Source organism: Streptomyces sp. NPDC037301, from assembly GCF_055602785.1.
This window is the reverse complement of record NZ_JBVJWD010000001.1, coordinates 157,266-172,327: the sequence shown is the minus strand read 5'-3', so window position 1 is coordinate 172,327 and position 15,062 is coordinate 157,266. Positions and strand designations below refer to the sequence as shown.

The 15,062-nt window shown below is 72.0% G+C and carries 16 protein-coding genes; 7 read left to right on the top strand and 9 right to left on the bottom strand.

The features are described 5' to 3' along the window. Positions 1-19 precede the first annotated feature (19 nt). From ACZ7IB_RS00805 to ACZ7IB_RS00770, 8 genes are all read right to left on the bottom strand, one after another. Complete coding sequence (locus ACZ7IB_RS00805; RefSeq protein WP_470908052.1) at positions 20-922, bottom strand: alpha/beta hydrolase; 903 nt, start codon at positions 920-922, stop codon at positions 20-22. Beyond that, positions 919-2,073: a branched-chain amino acid ABC transporter permease gene (locus ACZ7IB_RS00800; protein ID WP_470908050.1), complete on the bottom strand. Its 1,155-nt coding sequence runs from the start codon at positions 2,071-2,073 to the stop codon at positions 919-921. The genes ACZ7IB_RS00805 and ACZ7IB_RS00800 overlap by 4 nt, the downstream gene beginning before the upstream one ends. Further along, complete coding sequence (locus ACZ7IB_RS00795) at positions 2,070-2,957, bottom strand: branched-chain amino acid ABC transporter permease (protein WP_470908049.1); 888 nt, start codon at positions 2,955-2,957, stop codon at positions 2,070-2,072. The genes ACZ7IB_RS00800 and ACZ7IB_RS00795 overlap by 4 nt, the downstream gene beginning before the upstream one ends. Next, positions 2,957-3,703 (bottom strand): ABC transporter ATP-binding protein, encoded by a 747-nt coding sequence (locus ACZ7IB_RS00790; protein WP_470908048.1) that lies wholly within the window; start codon positions 3,701-3,703, stop codon positions 2,957-2,959. The genes ACZ7IB_RS00795 and ACZ7IB_RS00790 overlap by 1 nt, the downstream gene beginning before the upstream one ends. Continuing rightward, positions 3,700-4,491 (bottom strand): ABC transporter ATP-binding protein, encoded by a 792-nt coding sequence (locus ACZ7IB_RS00785; RefSeq protein ID WP_470908046.1) that lies wholly within the window; start codon positions 4,489-4,491, stop codon positions 3,700-3,702. Before ACZ7IB_RS00785 ends, ACZ7IB_RS00790 begins: the two co-directional genes overlap by 4 nt. 3 nt (positions 4,492-4,494) lie before the next feature. Next, a complete protein-coding gene (locus tag ACZ7IB_RS00780) occupies positions 4,495-5,736 on the bottom strand; it encodes a substrate-binding domain-containing protein (RefSeq protein ID WP_470908045.1) in 1,242 nt (413 codons plus the stop codon). A gap of 203 nt (positions 5,737-5,939) precedes the next feature. Then, a complete protein-coding gene (locus ACZ7IB_RS00775) occupies positions 5,940-6,290 on the bottom strand; it encodes a DUF4190 domain-containing protein (RefSeq protein WP_470908043.1) in 351 nt (116 codons plus the stop codon). 120 nt (positions 6,291-6,410) lie between these two features. Continuing rightward, entirely contained in the window at positions 6,411-7,022 is a 612-nt protein-coding gene (locus ACZ7IB_RS00770; RefSeq protein ID WP_470908041.1) for a TetR family transcriptional regulator, read from the bottom strand. A gap of 230 nt (positions 7,023-7,252) precedes the next feature. Between ACZ7IB_RS00770 and ACZ7IB_RS00765 the strand changes: the two genes are divergently transcribed. The 7 genes from ACZ7IB_RS00765 (at position 7,253) to ACZ7IB_RS00735 (ending at position 13,904) form a co-directional block, all read left to right on the top strand. After that, complete coding sequence (locus tag ACZ7IB_RS00765) at positions 7,253-8,584, top strand: glycosyltransferase family 4 protein (protein WP_470908040.1); 1,332 nt, start codon at positions 7,253-7,255, stop codon at positions 8,582-8,584. Positions 8,585-8,647: 63 nt separating this feature from the next. Beyond that, positions 8,648-9,415, top strand: coding sequence for a class I SAM-dependent methyltransferase (locus ACZ7IB_RS00760; RefSeq protein ID WP_470908038.1), 768 nt, complete (start codon positions 8,648-8,650; stop codon positions 9,413-9,415). Next, positions 9,412-10,485 (top strand): prenyltransferase/squalene oxidase repeat-containing protein, encoded by a 1,074-nt coding sequence (locus ACZ7IB_RS00755; protein WP_470908036.1) that lies wholly within the window; start codon positions 9,412-9,414, stop codon positions 10,483-10,485. Before ACZ7IB_RS00760 ends, ACZ7IB_RS00755 begins: the two co-directional genes overlap by 4 nt. Positions 10,486-10,758: 273 nt before the next feature. Beyond that, on the top strand, positions 10,759-11,313 hold the full coding sequence (locus ACZ7IB_RS00750; RefSeq protein ID WP_470908735.1) for a hypothetical protein: 555 nt from the start codon (positions 10,759-10,761) through the stop codon (positions 11,311-11,313). A gap of 41 nt (positions 11,314-11,354) precedes the next feature. Next, positions 11,355-12,131 carry a maleylpyruvate isomerase family mycothiol-dependent enzyme gene (locus ACZ7IB_RS00745; protein WP_470908034.1) on the top strand — a complete coding sequence of 259 codons (777 nt, stop codon included), beginning with the start codon at positions 11,355-11,357 and terminating at the stop codon, positions 12,129-12,131. Between the two features lie 116 nt (positions 12,132-12,247). Further along, complete coding sequence (locus ACZ7IB_RS00740) at positions 12,248-13,327, top strand: PHP domain-containing protein (protein ID WP_470908032.1); 1,080 nt, start codon at positions 12,248-12,250, stop codon at positions 13,325-13,327. A 4-nt stretch (positions 13,328-13,331) separates the two neighbouring features. Beyond that, complete coding sequence (locus ACZ7IB_RS00735; protein ID WP_470908031.1) at positions 13,332-13,904, top strand: VOC family protein; 573 nt, start codon at positions 13,332-13,334, stop codon at positions 13,902-13,904. On the opposite strand, the gene ACZ7IB_RS00730 is transcribed toward ACZ7IB_RS00735, so the two are convergent. Further along, positions 13,897-14,904, bottom strand: a complete 1,008-nt coding sequence (locus tag ACZ7IB_RS00730; protein ID WP_470908030.1) for an LLM class F420-dependent oxidoreductase — start codon at positions 14,902-14,904, stop codon at positions 13,897-13,899. The two genes, ACZ7IB_RS00735 and ACZ7IB_RS00730, sit on opposite strands and share 8 nt — an antisense overlap. Positions 14,905-15,062: the final 158 nt, after the last annotated feature.

Genomic DNA, 15,062 nt, shown 5'->3' with positions numbered 1-15,062 from the left:
CGTTGCGGTGTCTGTGTCCTCAGGCGCCGGACGGGCCGGGGGTACCGGACATGGTCAGCAAGTGGTGTGCGATTTCTCCGGCGCCCGCTTCTCCCGTCAGCAGCGTGTAGTGGTTGACGTCCCGTACCGGCACCGGTGTGACCTCCGTGCCCCCGAGGTCGGCCGCTGCCAGGCGTGTCTCGTCGTACAGGCCCTGCTCCTCGTTCATCAGGCCCCGCTGCGCCCACAGCAGAGTCGCCGGAGCCGGCAGCTTCCGTACCGCCGTCAGCACCTCCTCGTCGAAGAGGCCGATGCCGTCGGTGCGTACCGCCTCGATCCGGCAGGTGGAGTGCATGGCGGGTTCGTCCCCGGTCAGGTCGCGCTGGATGTACGCATCCACCTCGGCCGACCACGCACCCGCGAACGCCGGGTGCGCCTGCCAGAAGGAGCGGTAGGCGGCCCGGTCGGGGAAGGTCATCGACAACCGGTCCATGGCCGGGCCGATCACGGCGGTCATCAGCTCGTCCGGGGAGAGATGCGTGGGGGCGGGGAAGCCGATGCCGCCGTCGACCAGCAGCAGCGGTCCGAACCGTTCCGGGTGCCGTACGGCGGCCAGCGCCGCCACGAACGCGCCCATCGAATGACCGGCCAGCACCACCCGGTCCAGACCCAGGGCCTCGGCCAGGGCGGCGATGTCATCGGTGTGCGTGGCGATCCCGTACGGCCCCGGCAGGGCCGAGCTCCCGGCCCGGCCACGCAGATCCGGGGCGATCAGGGTGATGCGGCCGTCCAGCAGCCTTGCCACCGGGCCCCAGGACAGCGCGTTGGCCGTGATGCCGTGCAGGGCGATGACGACCGGTGCGCCCGGCTCGCGGGCCGGCCATCTCAGTACCGCCAACTCGCCCCCGGTCACGGGGACCTGTATCTCTTCGTACGGAATCACGGGCGTCCGTTCTCCTTCCGGGCCTTCCCGGCCGGGAGTGTTTGGGTGGCGGCGGGACCGCGTCGTGCCGCGGCCAGCCGGGACGGCAGCCGGGCCAGGCCGCCCGGCAGCAGGTGTACCACGGCCACGAACAGCACACCGAGCAGGAACAGCGGCTGGGAGAGCGGCACCCGCAGCACCGCGGGCAGATCGGCGACCGCGCCCGACCCGGCCAGATCGCCGAGCCGGTGATCGGCCCAGGTGTAGAGGATGCCGCCGGCCATCGGGCCCCAGCGGGTGCCCGATCCGCCCAGCACCACCATCACCAGCAGCGAGAGGGTGAAGTCCGAGGTGGTTGTCTGCGGTGTCGAGCCGCCGGTGAGCAGCAGGTGCACCAGACCGCCCAGCGCGGCCAGCGCGCCCGCCAGGACGAAGGCCGTCAGCTTGAAGCCGTACGGCTTCAACCCCAGTACCTCCACCCGGCGTTCGTTCTCCTTGATGCCCTCCCACACCCGTCCGGTGGGGGACCGGACCGCCCAGTGGACGACGGCGAGGGTGAGGACCAGATAGGCGAGCGCCACCCAGTAGAGGTTCGCGGTGTGCTCGATGCCCACGAGCCCGGACGGCAGCAGATCCGCGGGGGCGGCCCGGCCCTCCTCGCCGCCGGTGAGACCACCGGGGTTGCGGGAGACCAGGATCGAGCCCGCCTGGGCGAAGGCCAGCGTCACCATGGAGAAGCCGATGCCGGTGACCCGCAGGCTCACCGATCCCAGGACCAGCGCGAGCGCGATCCCGAAGCAGAGGCCGAGCAGCGCGGACACGGCGAACGGGAGGCCCGTCTCCAGCAGGAACATGTTGGTGGCGTAGCTGCCCGCGGCGAAGTAGAGCGCATGTCCGAAGGAGAGCAGCCCGGTGCGGCCGAGCAGCAGGTCGTATCCGGTTGCCAGCGCGCCGAACAGAAGGCAGGTGGCGAGTAGTTGGAGACTGCCGGGGCTGCCGAGCGGGCCGTCCAGGAGTCCGGGCAGCGGCAGCGCGCTGTACGGCGCGATGGCGAGGATCAGCAGTGCGGCGGCGGGCCACCAGCGGCGCAGCAGCCGGGCGGTGTTCCCGGGGCCGGGCGCGACCGTGTGTTTTTCGCCGGTGCGGTCGTGTGTCTCGGTGACGGTGCTCACGCGAGCCTCCCGGTCAGTCCGCGCGGCCGCAGAAGCAGCAGCGCGGCGAGCAGGGCGACGACGGCCAGGTCGCCGAGGCCCGCTGCGGTGTAGTAGTTGGCGAACTGCTGGACCAGGCCGATGACGGCGGATGCCACTGCGGCGCCGGTCACCGAGCCCATGCCCCCGGTGACCACCACGACGAACGCGAAGATCAGCAGCGAGGTGCCCTGGCGGGGGTCGACCGAGCCGAAGTACAGGCCGCCGAGCGCCCCGCCGAGCGCGGCGGCGCAGCCGCCGATCGCGAAGACGAGTGTGAACGCCTTCCGCACATCGATACCCAGGGCGGTGACCATCGCCCGGTCCTCGACTCCGGCCCGTACGACCAGACCGTGCCGGGTACGGCCGAGGAAGAGCCGCAGTGCGACAAGGACCACGACCGCCGCCGCGACCAGTACCAGCCGGTTGACCGGGACCTGGGCGCCGAGCAGCCCGAAGGTGCCGGACAGCGCCTTCGGCCCCGGGAAGGTCCGGGCGTCCGAGCCCCAGATGCCCGACAGCAGCGCCGGGACGGCGAGCCCCACCCCGACCGTGGCGAGCACCTGCTCGCGCGGCCGGGTGTAGAGCGGGCGGACGACGGCGAGTTCCAGCAGCACGGCGGCCGCGGTGCCCACCGCCGTACCGAACAGGACCGCGAGGACGAAGCCCGCACCGCCCGGGCCGGCGCCGGGCAGATTGCCTGACGCCGCCCACCAGGTGCCGTACGCGCCGATGGAGAGCAGCGCCCCGTGCGCGAAGTTGAGCACGTCCATCAGGCCGAAGATCAGTGAGAGTCCCGATGCGATCAGGAAGTAGAGCGCCCCCAGACCGAGTCCGGTCATGGTGAGCAGAACGACGGTGGACATCAGGAATCCGCCTCCACGGAAGGTGCTTCGATGGCCGGGCCGTGTCCCACGCCCAGCAGGCGACGTGCCGCTTCCGCGTCGCCCAGCAGTTCGGTGGCCGGTCCCTGATGGGCGGTCCGGCCGTCGGCGAGCACCGCACAGTGCTCGGCCAGGCGCCGCACGACGGCGAGGTTCTGCTCCACGAGCAGCACCGGCACCGCCTCGGCGGCCCGCTCCAGCACCTGGGCGACCTCGGTGACCACCTTCGGCGCCAGGCCCTTGGTGGGTTCGTCGGCGATGATCAGCCGGTTTCCGTTGAGCAGCGTGCGGCCGATGGCCACCATCTGCTGCTGTCCGCCGGACAATGTTCCCGCCAACTGCCGTCTCCGGCGCTTCAGTTCGGGGAAGAGCTCATGGACGAGCGGGTACGCGGGCTCGCCCGCGCCGCGCCGCTCGGCCAGGCGCAGATTCTCCGCGACGGTCAGCCCGGCGAAGATGCCCCGGTCCTCGGGGGCGTAACCGATGCCCAGCCGCACCACGGTGTGGGTGGGCATCGACACGGTCTCCTCGCCGTCCAGCCGCACGCTGCCGGTGCGCGGGACGAGGCCGAGGATGCCGCGTACGGTCGTGGTCTTCCCGGCGCCGTTGCGGCCGAGGAGCGCGGTCACCCCGTGCCGGGCGACGTCCAGGTCCACGCCGTGCAGGATGTGCCGACCGCCGATCAGGACCCGCAGGTCCCGTACGGCGAGCAGGTTCCCGGATCTCACAACCCCTCCCCGAGATAGGCCTGTTGAACGATCGGGTCGGCGGTCACCGTCTGCGGGGTGTCCAGCGCCAGCAGCCTTCCGTGGTGCATCACGGCGAGCCGGTCGGCCAGGCCCAGCAGGACGTCCATGTGGTGCTCGACCATCAGGACGGTGCGGCCCTCGTCCCGCTGCAGGGTGCGGATCAGTTCGGTCAGCGCGGGGACCTCCTCCGCGCTCACCCCGGCCATCGGCTCGTCGAGCAGCATCAGCCGCGGCTCGCCCACCAGCAGCACCGCCAGCTCCAGCTTCCGCTTCTCGCCGTGCGACAGCTCGGACGCCATCACCTGTGCCCGGTGGCCGAGGCCGGTGCGTTCCAGTACGCCGTTCACCTCGGCGGTGTACGGGGAGGCGCGCCGCCACAGCCGGTACGAGCCGCCCCGGGCCGCCTGGGCGGCCAGCCGGACGTGGTCGGCCACGCTCATCCCGGGCCAGAGGCTGGACGTCTGGAACGTGCGGCCGATGCCGCGCCTCGCCCGTGCGTGCGCGGGGCTGGCCGTCATGTCCGTGCCGTCCAGCGCGATGGTGCCGGACGTGGCCGTGGTCAGCCCGCTGATCAGGTTGAACAGGGAGGTCTTGCCCGCCCCGTTGGGGCCGATGAAGGCGAGGAACTCGCCCTCGTGGACGCTCAGCGTGACGTCCTCGACGATCGTCGCCCCGCCGACGCCCCAGCCGAGTCCGGTCAGTTGGAGCACCGGGGCGGTGCTCCGCGCCCCGGCCGTGCGCTGTGCGGTGATGTCCCCTGCGGTCACCGGTCAGCCCGCCGAGGGCTTCGCGGGCGGCGCCACCTCGTCCATCGGCGCGGTGGTCACCAGCTCCGGCCGGGCACCGGCGCCCTTCCCCTTGAGCTTCGCGACGAACATCGGCTGCACCAGGGCGTGGTCCTGGGCCCGGACCTGCTCCTTGCCCTTCACCCCGTCGAAGCTCCAGCCCTCCAGGGCCTTCACCATGGCGGCGGTGTCGGTGGCGCCGCCCTTCTCGATCGCGCGCACGACCATCTGCGCGGCGGTGAAGCCGTCGGGGGTGAACAGGTCCGGGGTGCCGCCGGCCTTGGTGACCGAGTCGAGCATGGACTTCTCCACGGCGTTGCCGCCGCCCGCGCCGGGGAAGTAGTGCGCCAGGAACGACACCTTGGAACCGGCGTCGCCGAAGACCGGGTACGAGGCCGTTCCGGCGAGACCCGTGACGACCTTGCCCGCTCCCAGCACGCCCTGCTGGTCCAGTGCGGTCCACAACGCCGGTGCGGTGGAGCCGGCCCAGGCGACGAAGACCAGATCGGGCCCGCCCGCCTTGACCTGCCGGGCGAACGGGGTCAGGTCAGTGGCGCTGGGCGGAGCCAGTACGGAGCCGACCTTCGCGCCCCTGGCACCGAGGACGGCCTTCACGGCGGCGACATTGGCCTGGCCGAACGTGGAGTCCTGGGCCAGCACCGTGACCTTCTTGCCCTTGGCCTCGCCGAGCATCGTCCCGGCGGTGAGGATGTCCTGGTAGGACTGCCGGCCCGAGCGGAAGGTGTAGTCGTTGATGCCGGTCACGGCGTCGGTGGCGGCGGGGCCGCTGATGTACAGCACCTTGTTCTGGGCGGCGAGCGGCGCCATCTGGAGCGCGACCCCGGAATCGGTGGTGCCGGCCAGCACCTTGTAGCCCTTGCCGATGAGGTTCTTGGCGGCGGAGACCGCCTTGCCCGGGTCGCCCGCGTCGTCCTGCTCGGTGACCTCGATGCGGTGCCCGGCCACCTCGCGGGTGCCCTTCGTGGCGTGGTCCAGGCCCGCCATGAATCCGTCGCGGTACTGCTTGCCGTAGTCCGCGAGGAGCCCGGTCCGGGAGTACACGAGACCCACCTTGACGGTTCGGTCCTTCGAGTCCCCGCCGGAGTCGCTCTCGCCCGCCTTCCCGGCGGCGGTGCATCCGGCCAGCACGAGACCGGCGGCGGTCAGCGCGACGGCGGCGGAGAGGGATCTGCGGTGACGGGCGGTGCCTGTGGCTCTGCGACGCATGGTGACCGGCTCCTCGGCGTGTTCATGTGATGTCGCCGAACCGTATGAACACCACGCCGCCGTCGACATGGTGCAGGACACCCCACCTGACGCGGTGCGCATGTGGGGGCCGCACATGGGGCCGGAACGCGAAAGCCGCGCCGGGGAACCGGATCGTACGGTTCCCCGGCGCGGCCGGTGCGCGGGTCTCGGGCGGTGGCCCGTCACATCGCGCTGATGCCCTGGATCGTGGCCACGGTGATGCCGAGCACGGCGAACGCGATGCCGACGCTGCCCATCACGATGCCGGCGACCGCCTGGCCGCGGCCGCCGCCCTCGCCCCGGTCCGCCATGCGGCGGGCCGAGATGCCGAGGCACAGCGCGATGATCGGCAGGATGATCGGGATCAGCACCAGCCCGAGGATGCCGAGCACCATCGAGGCCGTCGCCTTGCCGCTGGGCAGTGGGGCGCCACCGGGGTACCCGTAGCCGACCGGGGGCTGTATGCCGTAACCCGGCCCGCCCGGGGCCTGCGTCCCCATCGCGCCGCCCGTACTGCCTGACTGGTCAGCCATGTCTTCCTCTCCATCGGTGCTGGTCATGACCATGATAGGGAGAGGGTTGTGGTCCTTTCGGACGGAGCGGTGAGGGGTGTGTGACGAAAGATCCTCCGGGGCGCGACCTGCCGGGGCCCGTCAGGACGCGTCCCGGGGTGCCGTCACGTCGATCAGCCGGCACACCGTCTCGATGTCTATCTTCACCTGGGCGATCGACGCCCGCCCCGACAGCCAGGTGATCAGCGCCGAGTGCCAGGTGTGCTCGATGACCCGGACCGCGGACAGTTGCTCCGGCGTCGGGTGCTCCAGGCCCATCGCGTCCAGGATGATCGCCGTCGTGATCCGCGAGACGGTGTCCACCTCCGGGCTGACGCTGCGGTCCGCGAAGGTCAGGGCCCGCACCATCGCATCCGCCAGATGCGGTTCGCGCTGCAGTGCGCGGAACGCCCGCATCAGGGTGCCGGCGACCCGCTGCGCCGCGTCGTCCCCGGCCGGGGGGCGCTTGTGCAGCGTCGTGTGCATGTGCTGGAGCTGGTCCTGCATGGTGGCGACCAACAGATGGATCTTGGACGGGAAGTAGCGGTACAGCGTGCCCAGGGCGACCTCGGCGGCCTCCGCGACCTCGCGCATCTGCACCGCCTCGAATCCGCCCCTGCTGGCGAGCTGGGCGCTGGCGTGCAGGATGCGGCGGCGGCGGGCCTCCTGCCGCTCCGTCAGGGGCGGCGATGCCGGCTTGGCTTCCGCTGTCATGTGTCCCCATCCATGGCTTCTGTCCACAACCGGAGGGAGGCGCTCGGTCTCCCGGCGGCGCACAGCATGCCAGGGTGGCCGGTCGTGGCGCGAATCACCTGATCCGGCCGTTGCGCCGACGCTACCTGCCGGTAGATTCGTAGCTCATTGAACGATCCAGTCTGAAACTTGTTCTAGATTAGCGTGAGCGGTTACGCTCCGGCGAACACGCAGTGAGAAGGGGGCCGAGTGTGACCGCTGAGGCCATAGAGACGGGCCCCCGCACGGGCAGCGACACGCCGGGCGCCGCCGGCGACCGTCCGTTGCGCATCGCACTCCTCACCTACAAGGGCAACCCGTTCTGCGGCGGCCAGGGCGTCTACGTACGCCACCTCGGCCGCGAGCTCGCCCGCCTCGGCCACAGCGTCGAAGTGATCGGTGCCCAGCCCTATCCGGTGCTCGACGAGGGCGTCCCGCTCACCGAGCTGCCGAGCCTGGACCTCTACCGCCAGCCCGACCCCTTCCGCACCCCGAAGCGCGGCGAGTACCGGGACTGGATAGACGCCGCCGAGGTCGCCACCATGTGGACCGGCGGCTTCCCGGAACCCCTCACCTTCAGCCTGCGCGCCCGACGCCATCTCGCCGCCCGCCGCGGCGAGTTCGACGTCATCCACGACAACCAGACCCTCGGATACGGGCTGTTGGCGGACCTCGGCGCCCCGCTCGTCACCACGATCCACCACCCCATAACGGTCGACCGGCAGTTGGACCTGGACGCCGCCGAGACCCGTCGTCGGCGCGCCTCTGTCCGCCGCTGGTACGCCTTCACCCGCATGCAGAAGCGGGTCGCGCGCCGGCTGCCCTCGGTGCTCACCGTCTCCGGCTCCTCCAAGCAGGAGATCGTCGACCATCTCGGGGTGCGGGGGGACCGTATCCACGTCGTGCACATCGGCGCGGACACCGACCTGTGGTCGCCCGACCCGTCGGTCGCCGAGGTGCCCGGCCGGATCGTCACCACCTCCAGCGCCGACGTCCCGCTGAAGGGCCTCGTCCACCTTGTCGAGGCGCTCGCCGGGCTCCGTACCGAGAACCCGCAGGCGCACCTCGTGGTCGTCGGCAAGCGGGCCGAGGACGGGCCGGTCGCGCAGGCCATCGAGCGGCACGGACTCCAGGACGCCGTCGAGTTCGTCAAGGGCATCAGCGACGCCGAACTCGTCGACCTGGTACGCAGCGCCCAGATCGCCTGCGTCCCCTCCCTGTACGAAGGCTTTTCGCTGCCCGCTGCCGAGGCCATGGCCACCGGCACGCCCCTCGTCGCCACCACCGGCGGTGCGATCCCCGAGGTCGCGGGCCCGGACGGCGAGACCTGCCTGGCCGTCCCACCCGCCGACGCCGGCGCGCTGGCCGAGGCGCTCGCCCGGCTGCTCGGCGACCCGGAACTGCGGTCCCGGCTCGGCGCCGCGGGCCGCGCCAGGGTGCTCTCCCGGTTCACCTGGAAGCAGGCCGCCATCGGCACCGCCGCCCTCTACCGCGAGGCGATCGCCGCCCGCGCCGCTACCGCGCGCCCCGGCGGCCGTCGTTGACACCGCCGCCCGTCCTCGTCGTCCCCGCCCACTGATCCCCCTCGACCGCGAAAGCAGGCATTCGTGCTGACCGTGGACTTCACCCGCTTCCCGCTCGCCGCAGGTGACCGAGTGCTCGACCTGGGCTGCGGCGCCGGACGCCACGCCTTCGAGTGCTACCGGCGCGGCGCCCAGGTCGTGGCACTCGACCGGAACGGCGAGGAGATCCGCGAGGTCGCGAAGTGGTTCGCCGCGATGAAGGAGGCCGGGGAGGCCCCCGAGGGCGCCACCGCCACCGCGATGGAGGGTGACGCGCTCAATCTGCCGTTCCCCGACGAGTCCTTCGACGTCGTGATCATCTCCGAGGTGATGGAGCACATCCCCGACGACAAGGGCGTGCTCGCCGAGATGGTCCGGGTCCTCAAGCCCGGCGGCCGGATCGCGATAACCGTGCCGCGCTACGGCCCCGAGAAGGTCTGCTGGACGCTCTCCGACGCGTACCACGAGGTCGAGGGCGGCCACATCCGCATCTACCGGGCCGACGAACTCCTCGGCAAGATCCGCGGTGCCGGCCTCAAGCCGTACGGCACCCACCACGCCCACGCCCTGCACTCGCCGTACTGGTGGCTGAAGTGCGCGTTCGGGGTGGGCCGCGACGGCAAGGACGCAGCGCTGCCGGTCCGCGCGTACCACAAGCTGCTGGTCTGGGACATCATGAAGAAGCCGGCCGTCACCCGGGTCGCCGAGCAGCTGCTCAACCCGGTCGTCGGCAAGAGTTTCGTGGCGTACGCGACCAAGCCGCACCTGCCCGTGGTCGCCGCTGCCGAGGACCTCTCCAGGGCCGAGGCGTGACCACTCCCGAGCAGACCGAACACCTCGTACTGCCCGGAGTCCTCACCGCCGAGCAGGCCGCCGAGACCGTCGCAGCCCTCCTCGCCGCGCAGTGCGAGGACGGTGCGCTGCCCTGGTTCCGCGGCCACCACCTCGACCCGTGGGACCACACCGAGGCCGCCATGGCCCTCGACGCGGCCGGCGAGCACGCCGCCGCGGAACGCGCGTACGACTGGCTGGCCCGGCACCAGAACGAGGACGGCTCCTGGTACGCCGCGTACCACGACGGAGACCCGGAGCAGCCGACCGACCGCGGTCTGGAGACCAACTTCTGCGCGTACGTGGCCGTCGGTGTCTGGCATCACTACCTCGCCACCGGCGATGACGCGTTCGTCGACCGGATGTGGCCGACGGTCTACGCCGCCGTCGAATTCGTCCTCCGGCTCCAGCAGCCCGGCGGCCAGATCGGCTGGAAGCGCGAAGCCGACGGAACGCCCGTCGAGGACGCGCTGCTGACCGGCTGCTCCTCCATCCACCAGGCGCTGCGCTGCGCACTCGCCATCGCCGAACGGCGCGAAGAGCCGCAGCCCGACTGGGAGCTGGCGACCGGTGCGCTGGCCCACGCGATCCGCAACCACCCGGAACGCTTCCTGGACAAGAGCCGCTACTCGATGGACTGGTACTACCCGGTCCTCGGCGGCGCGCTCACCGGAGCGGCCGCCAAGGAGCGGATGGAGGAGAGCTGGGACCGCTTCGTGGTCCCCGGCCTCGGGGTGCGCTGTGTGCTGCCCAATCCGTGGGTGACCGGTGGCGAGAGCTGTGAACTCGCCCTGGCGCTCTGGGTGATGGGCGAGTCCGACCGGGCGCTGGAGATCCTCCAGTCCATCCAGCATCTGCGCGCCGACGACGGCATGTACTGGACGGGGTACGTCTTCGAGGGCAAGCGGGCGTTCTGGCCGGAGGAACTCACCACCTGGACCGCCGGTTCGCTGCTGCTGGCGGTGGCCGCGCTCGGCGGCGACGAGGCGACCACCGCGGTATTCAGCGGCGAACGGCTGCCGCGCGGGCTGGAACCGGACTGCTGCGGCTAGCCGGCTTGTGCCGGATGCGGCCGGCCACCGCGTGACCCACGAAGAGGTGGACGACGGCGGCCAGCCCGTATCCGGAGATCACCCGCGCCCACGCCTCGTCGAAGGTGAAGTTCCGGGTTGCCGTTTTCCGGCGGGAGAAACCCGGACGGCGGCTCCGAGTGGCACGCTGCCCGGGGCCGGGCGAGCCTTGCGGAGAGTGCCCAGAGGCATCACTCACCGTAAAGACCGCCGTGATGCGCCCGGCCAGGGAGGCCCGCTGTGTCCAGTTCTGCCGTGACCCGTCCCGTACCGCTCCGCCGTCTGCTCGTCTCGCTGGTGCTGTCCTGCGCCGTACTGGTGGGCGCAACCGCGTGCGGCGGCGGCAACGAGGGCAAGACCGCGAGCAGCTCCGCGTCCCCGAGCGGCACGTCCTCGGCCGAGGCGCAGAAGTTCGCCAAGACGCGCTTCGTCGCCAATGCGGGGCTCGCGGCCGGTGCGACGTACCAGTGGATCGTGAAGCCGTACCGTGCGGGCAAGTTCAAGAAGGGCGCGGACGGACGGACGTTCGCTCTGGTCAAGGCCGGGCTCGCGGGCGGCTTCGCCTACAGCCGGCTGAAGGCCGCGGTGGTCAACGCCAAGGGCGACCCGCTGCTGTCGAAGGCGGTCGCGCCGCTGACGGCGGGCATCGAATCGCTCAAGGGGCTCGGCAGCAAGCTCCGCAAGGGCGAGGCGGGCGCGGGCGACATCAGCGCCTTCGAGAGCGTGATCAGCGGCGTCAAGGACGCGGGCAGGAGCGCGGGCGCCGAGGTGAAGGACAAGGTGCCCACCACCTCGCAACTCGGCGGATAATCGACGGGATTCCGGCCCTTGATCGAACTAGGGTGCGTGTCATGAGCGCACTCCCGCACGACCTCTACTGTGACGAAATCATCGGCCGCACCGACGCGTTGAGGGCGGCGATCAAGGACGCCGACCTCAACGCGACCGTCCCCACCTGCCCCGACTGGACCCTGCGCGACCTCGCCGTCCATGTCGGCGGAGCGCACCGCTGGGTGGGTGAGATCGTACGCGCCCGGGCCACCGAAGTGGTCCCGCACGAACGTGTGCCGGAGTTCAGGCCCGAGGGCGACGACCCCGCCGTGCTCGACGCCTGGCTGGCGGACGGGGCGGCGAAGACCGTCGAGCTCCTGCGTGAGGCCGGCCCGGACGTGCAGGCGTGGTCCTGGGGCTGGGAGCGCAGCACCGGCTTCTGGGCGCGTCGCATGGCGCACGAGACGATCGTCCACCAGGCCGACGCGGCACTCACCGCGAAGACCGGCTACGAGGTGGCCCCCGAGCTGGCCGCCGACACCATCGAGGAGTGGCTGGAGATCGTCGCCTTCGTGCGGGCCGCGGGTCACAAGGAGGCCGTCGAACTCGCCGGCGCCGGGCGCTCGATCCATCTGCACGCCACGGACGTGCCCGGTGCCGAGTGGCTGATCGAGCTCGGTGAGGACGGCTTCAGCTGGCGGCGCGGGCATGAGAAGGCGGACGTGGCGCTGCGGGGCCCGCTGACCGACGTCATGCTGGTCTTCAATCGGCGCCTGCCGGCGGACAGCGACCGGGTCGAGGTGCTGGGCGACGCGAAGCTGCTGGACTCCTGGCTGGAGCGCGCCACGTTCGGCTGAGCCCCCACCGGCCGCCGGGCGGGCGCCGGTCTCCCGTCCGCTGTGCGGGCGCGGTGGTGCTGAGCCAAGCTGGAGGGGAGAGCCCGTTGTGTCCGGCGGCCCCTGTGGAGGTGCCGATGGAGCCCGTCAGCGCCCTGAAAAGGATCGCCTTCCTGCTGGAACGCGGCAGGGCCGACACCTACCGCGTGCAGGCATTCCGTACGGCCGCCGACGCGGTGGCGGCGATGACGGACGGCGAGGCCGCACAGCGGGTGGCGGACGGCTCGCTGGAGTCGGTCAGGGGCATCGGGCCGAAGACCGCGCAGGTGATCCGCGAGGCGGTGGCCGGGGAAGTGCCCGGCTACCTGGAGCGGCTGGAGGAAGAGGCCGCTGCCGCCCCGCCCCCAGAGGGCGGCCGGAGCCTCCTCGCCCTGCTGCGCGGCGACTGCCATCTGCACTCCGACTGGTCGGACGGCGGCAGCCCGATCGAGGAGATGGGCCGCACGGCGGCGGAGCTGGGCCATGAGTGGGCGGTCCTCACCGACCACTCGCCCCGGCTGACCGTGGCGAACGGGCTCTCTCCGGAGCGGCTGCGCCGGCAGCTGGATGTGATCGCCGGGCTCAACGCGGGCTGGGCGCCGTTCCGGCTGCTCACCGGCATCGAGTGCGACATCCTCCCCGACGGCTCCCTCGACCAGGAGGAGGAGCTGCTGGAACAGCTCGACGTCGTGGTGGTCTCCGTACACTCCGAACTGCGGATGGACGCTGCCCCGATGACCAGACGCCTGCTCGCGGCCGTCCGCCATCCGCGGGCGAACGTCCTCGGGCACTGCACCGGGCGGCTGATCACCGGCCGGGGCCGCCCGGAGTCCCGCTTCGACGCGGACGAGGTATTCGCCGCGTGCGCACAGGAGGGAACGGCGGTGGAGATCAACAGCCGGCCCGAGCGGCTCGACCCGCCCCGCCGGCTGCTGCGCCGCGCCGTCGCCGCGGGCGCCCTGTTCTCCGTCGACACCGACGCACACGCGCCCGGACAGCTGGACTGGCAGATCCACGGCTGCGCCCGCGCCGAGGAGTGCCGCGTCCCGGCGGAACGCGTCATCACCACGTGGTCGGCCGACGAACTGCTGGCCTGGTCGCGCGGGGGCACGACCCCGGAGCGGGCCCGCTCCGGGGCGGACGGGGCGGTCTGCGCAGCCCCGGGACAGGAGCGGTGAACCCATGACGGCCACAAGCGTGCGAGGCATCGACCACATCGGGGTCACGGTCCCCGACCTGGAGACTGCCACCCTCTTCCTCGTCAGGGCGTTCGGCGCCGAGGTGCTGTACGACACCCTGCGCCGCCAGGACCGCCCGCAGGGCGGGCCGGACGTCGAACGGCGGCTCGGAGTCCCGGCGGGCACACAGCAGTTGGCGATCCGGATGCTGGCCCTTCCCGGCGACGGCCCGGGCATCGAGCTGTTCGAGTTCCAGGGCCCCCGCCGGGAACCACCGGTGCTGCCCTGCGACTTCGGCTGGCAGCATGTGGCGCTCTACGCCGACGATCTGGACGCGGCCGTGCGGGACTCCGTGGCCGCGGGAGCCTCGCTGCTCGCCCAGGCGCAGCCGCTGCCGGGCCCCGAAGCGGGGGAGCGCAACCGGTACGCGTATCTGCGCACCCCATGGGGCAGCACGCTGGTACTCCTGACGTACCCCGACCCCCAGCCCTGGGAGCGCACCGCGCCACGACGGCGGGTGCGGCCCGCGCCGGTCGGCACCGGGGCCTGGCCGACGGACCCGGCTCGGCCTAGTTGAGCTCGGCGAGCACCCGCAGGGTGTGCGGGTCCGGTGCTGTCACCAGCAGATCGGTCACCGGCCCCTTGCGCCACAACTCCAGCCGCTCCGCGATCCGTTGACGGGGCCCGACGAGCGAGATCTCATCGGCGAACGCGTCCGGCACGGCCAGCACCGCCTCCTCCTTGCGCCCTTCGAGGAACAGTTGCTGGATCCGCCGCGCCTCCTCCTCGAATCCCATCCGCGCCATCAGATCGGCATGGAAGTTACGGGCCGCGTGCCCCATCCCCCCGATGTAGAAGCCGAGCATCGCCTTCACCGGCAGCAGCCCCTCCGCGAGATCGTCACAGACGTGCGCGCGGGCCATCGGCGCGACCATGAAGCCGTCGGGGAGATCGGCCAGTGACGCCTCGTACACATCGGTGCGCAGCGGTGACCAGTACAGCGGCAGCCAGCCGTCGGCGATCCTCGTCGTCTGGGCGATGTTCTTCGGCCCCTCCGCCCCGAGCAGTACGGGCAGCCGGGACCGCAGGGGATGGGTGATCGCCTTCAGCGGTTTGCCCAGACCGGTGGCGTCCGGACCGTTGTACGGGTGGGAGTGGAAGCGTCCGTCCAGCTCAACGGGGGCCTCGCGGCTGAGTACTTGGCGGATGACGTCGACATACTCGCGGGTCGCGGTCAGGGGGCTCTTCGGGAATGGCCGCCCGTACCAGCCCTCCACCACCTGCGGCCCGGACAGCCCCAGGCCGAGCATCATCCGGCCGCCGGAGAGATGGTCGAGGGTCAGGGCGTGCATGGCGGTCGCCGTCGGGGTGCGCGCCGCCATCTGTGCGATACCGGTGCCCAGCCGGATGCGGGAGGTGTGCGCGGCGATCCAGGTCAGCGGGGTGAACGCGTCGGAGCCCCAGGCCTCTGCCGTCCACACCGAGCCGTACCCCAGCTCCTCCGCCTCCCGGGCGAGCTCCAGATGGGCGGGGTTCGGGCCGCGGCCCCAGTAACCGAGCGCGAGTCCGAGCCGCATTCCGCTGCCTCCCACCGTTTCTGATGCAACGTCAGATCATTGACGCACGGACGGAGAGTACGACAGCGGGGGGGGGGGCGGGGGGGGGGGGGGGGGGGGGGGGGGGGGGGGGGGGGGGGGGGGGGGGGGGGGGGGGGGGGGGGGGGGTTCTTGAGGGG

Bases quoted from the DNA above. Each gene is read 5' to 3' on its own strand.
- ACZ7IB_RS00795 (WP_470908049.1), bottom strand. From the start codon at position 2,957: ATGTCCACCGTCGTTCTGCTCACCATGACCGGACTCGGTCTGGGGGCG.
- ACZ7IB_RS00780 (WP_470908045.1), bottom strand. From the start codon at position 5,736: ATGCGTCGCAGAGCCACAGGCACCGCCCGTCACCGCAGATCCCTCTCC.
- ACZ7IB_RS00775 (WP_470908043.1), bottom strand. From the start codon at position 6,290: ATGGCTGACCAGTCAGGCAGTACGGGCGGCGCGATGGGGACGCAGGCC.
- ACZ7IB_RS00770 (WP_470908041.1), bottom strand. From the start codon at position 7,022: ATGACAGCGGAAGCCAAGCCGGCATCGCCGCCCCTGACGGAGCGGCAG.
- ACZ7IB_RS00745 (WP_470908034.1), top strand. From the start codon at position 11,355: ATGAGCGCACTCCCGCACGACCTCTACTGTGACGAAATCATCGGCCGC.
- ACZ7IB_RS00740 (WP_470908032.1), top strand. From the start codon at position 12,248: ATGGAGCCCGTCAGCGCCCTGAAAAGGATCGCCTTCCTGCTGGAACGC.
- ACZ7IB_RS00735 (WP_470908031.1), top strand. From the start codon at position 13,332: ATGACGGCCACAAGCGTGCGAGGCATCGACCACATCGGGGTCACGGTC.
- ACZ7IB_RS00730 (WP_470908030.1), bottom strand. From the start codon at position 14,904: ATGCGGCTCGGACTCGCGCTCGGTTACTGGGGCCGCGGCCCGAACCCC.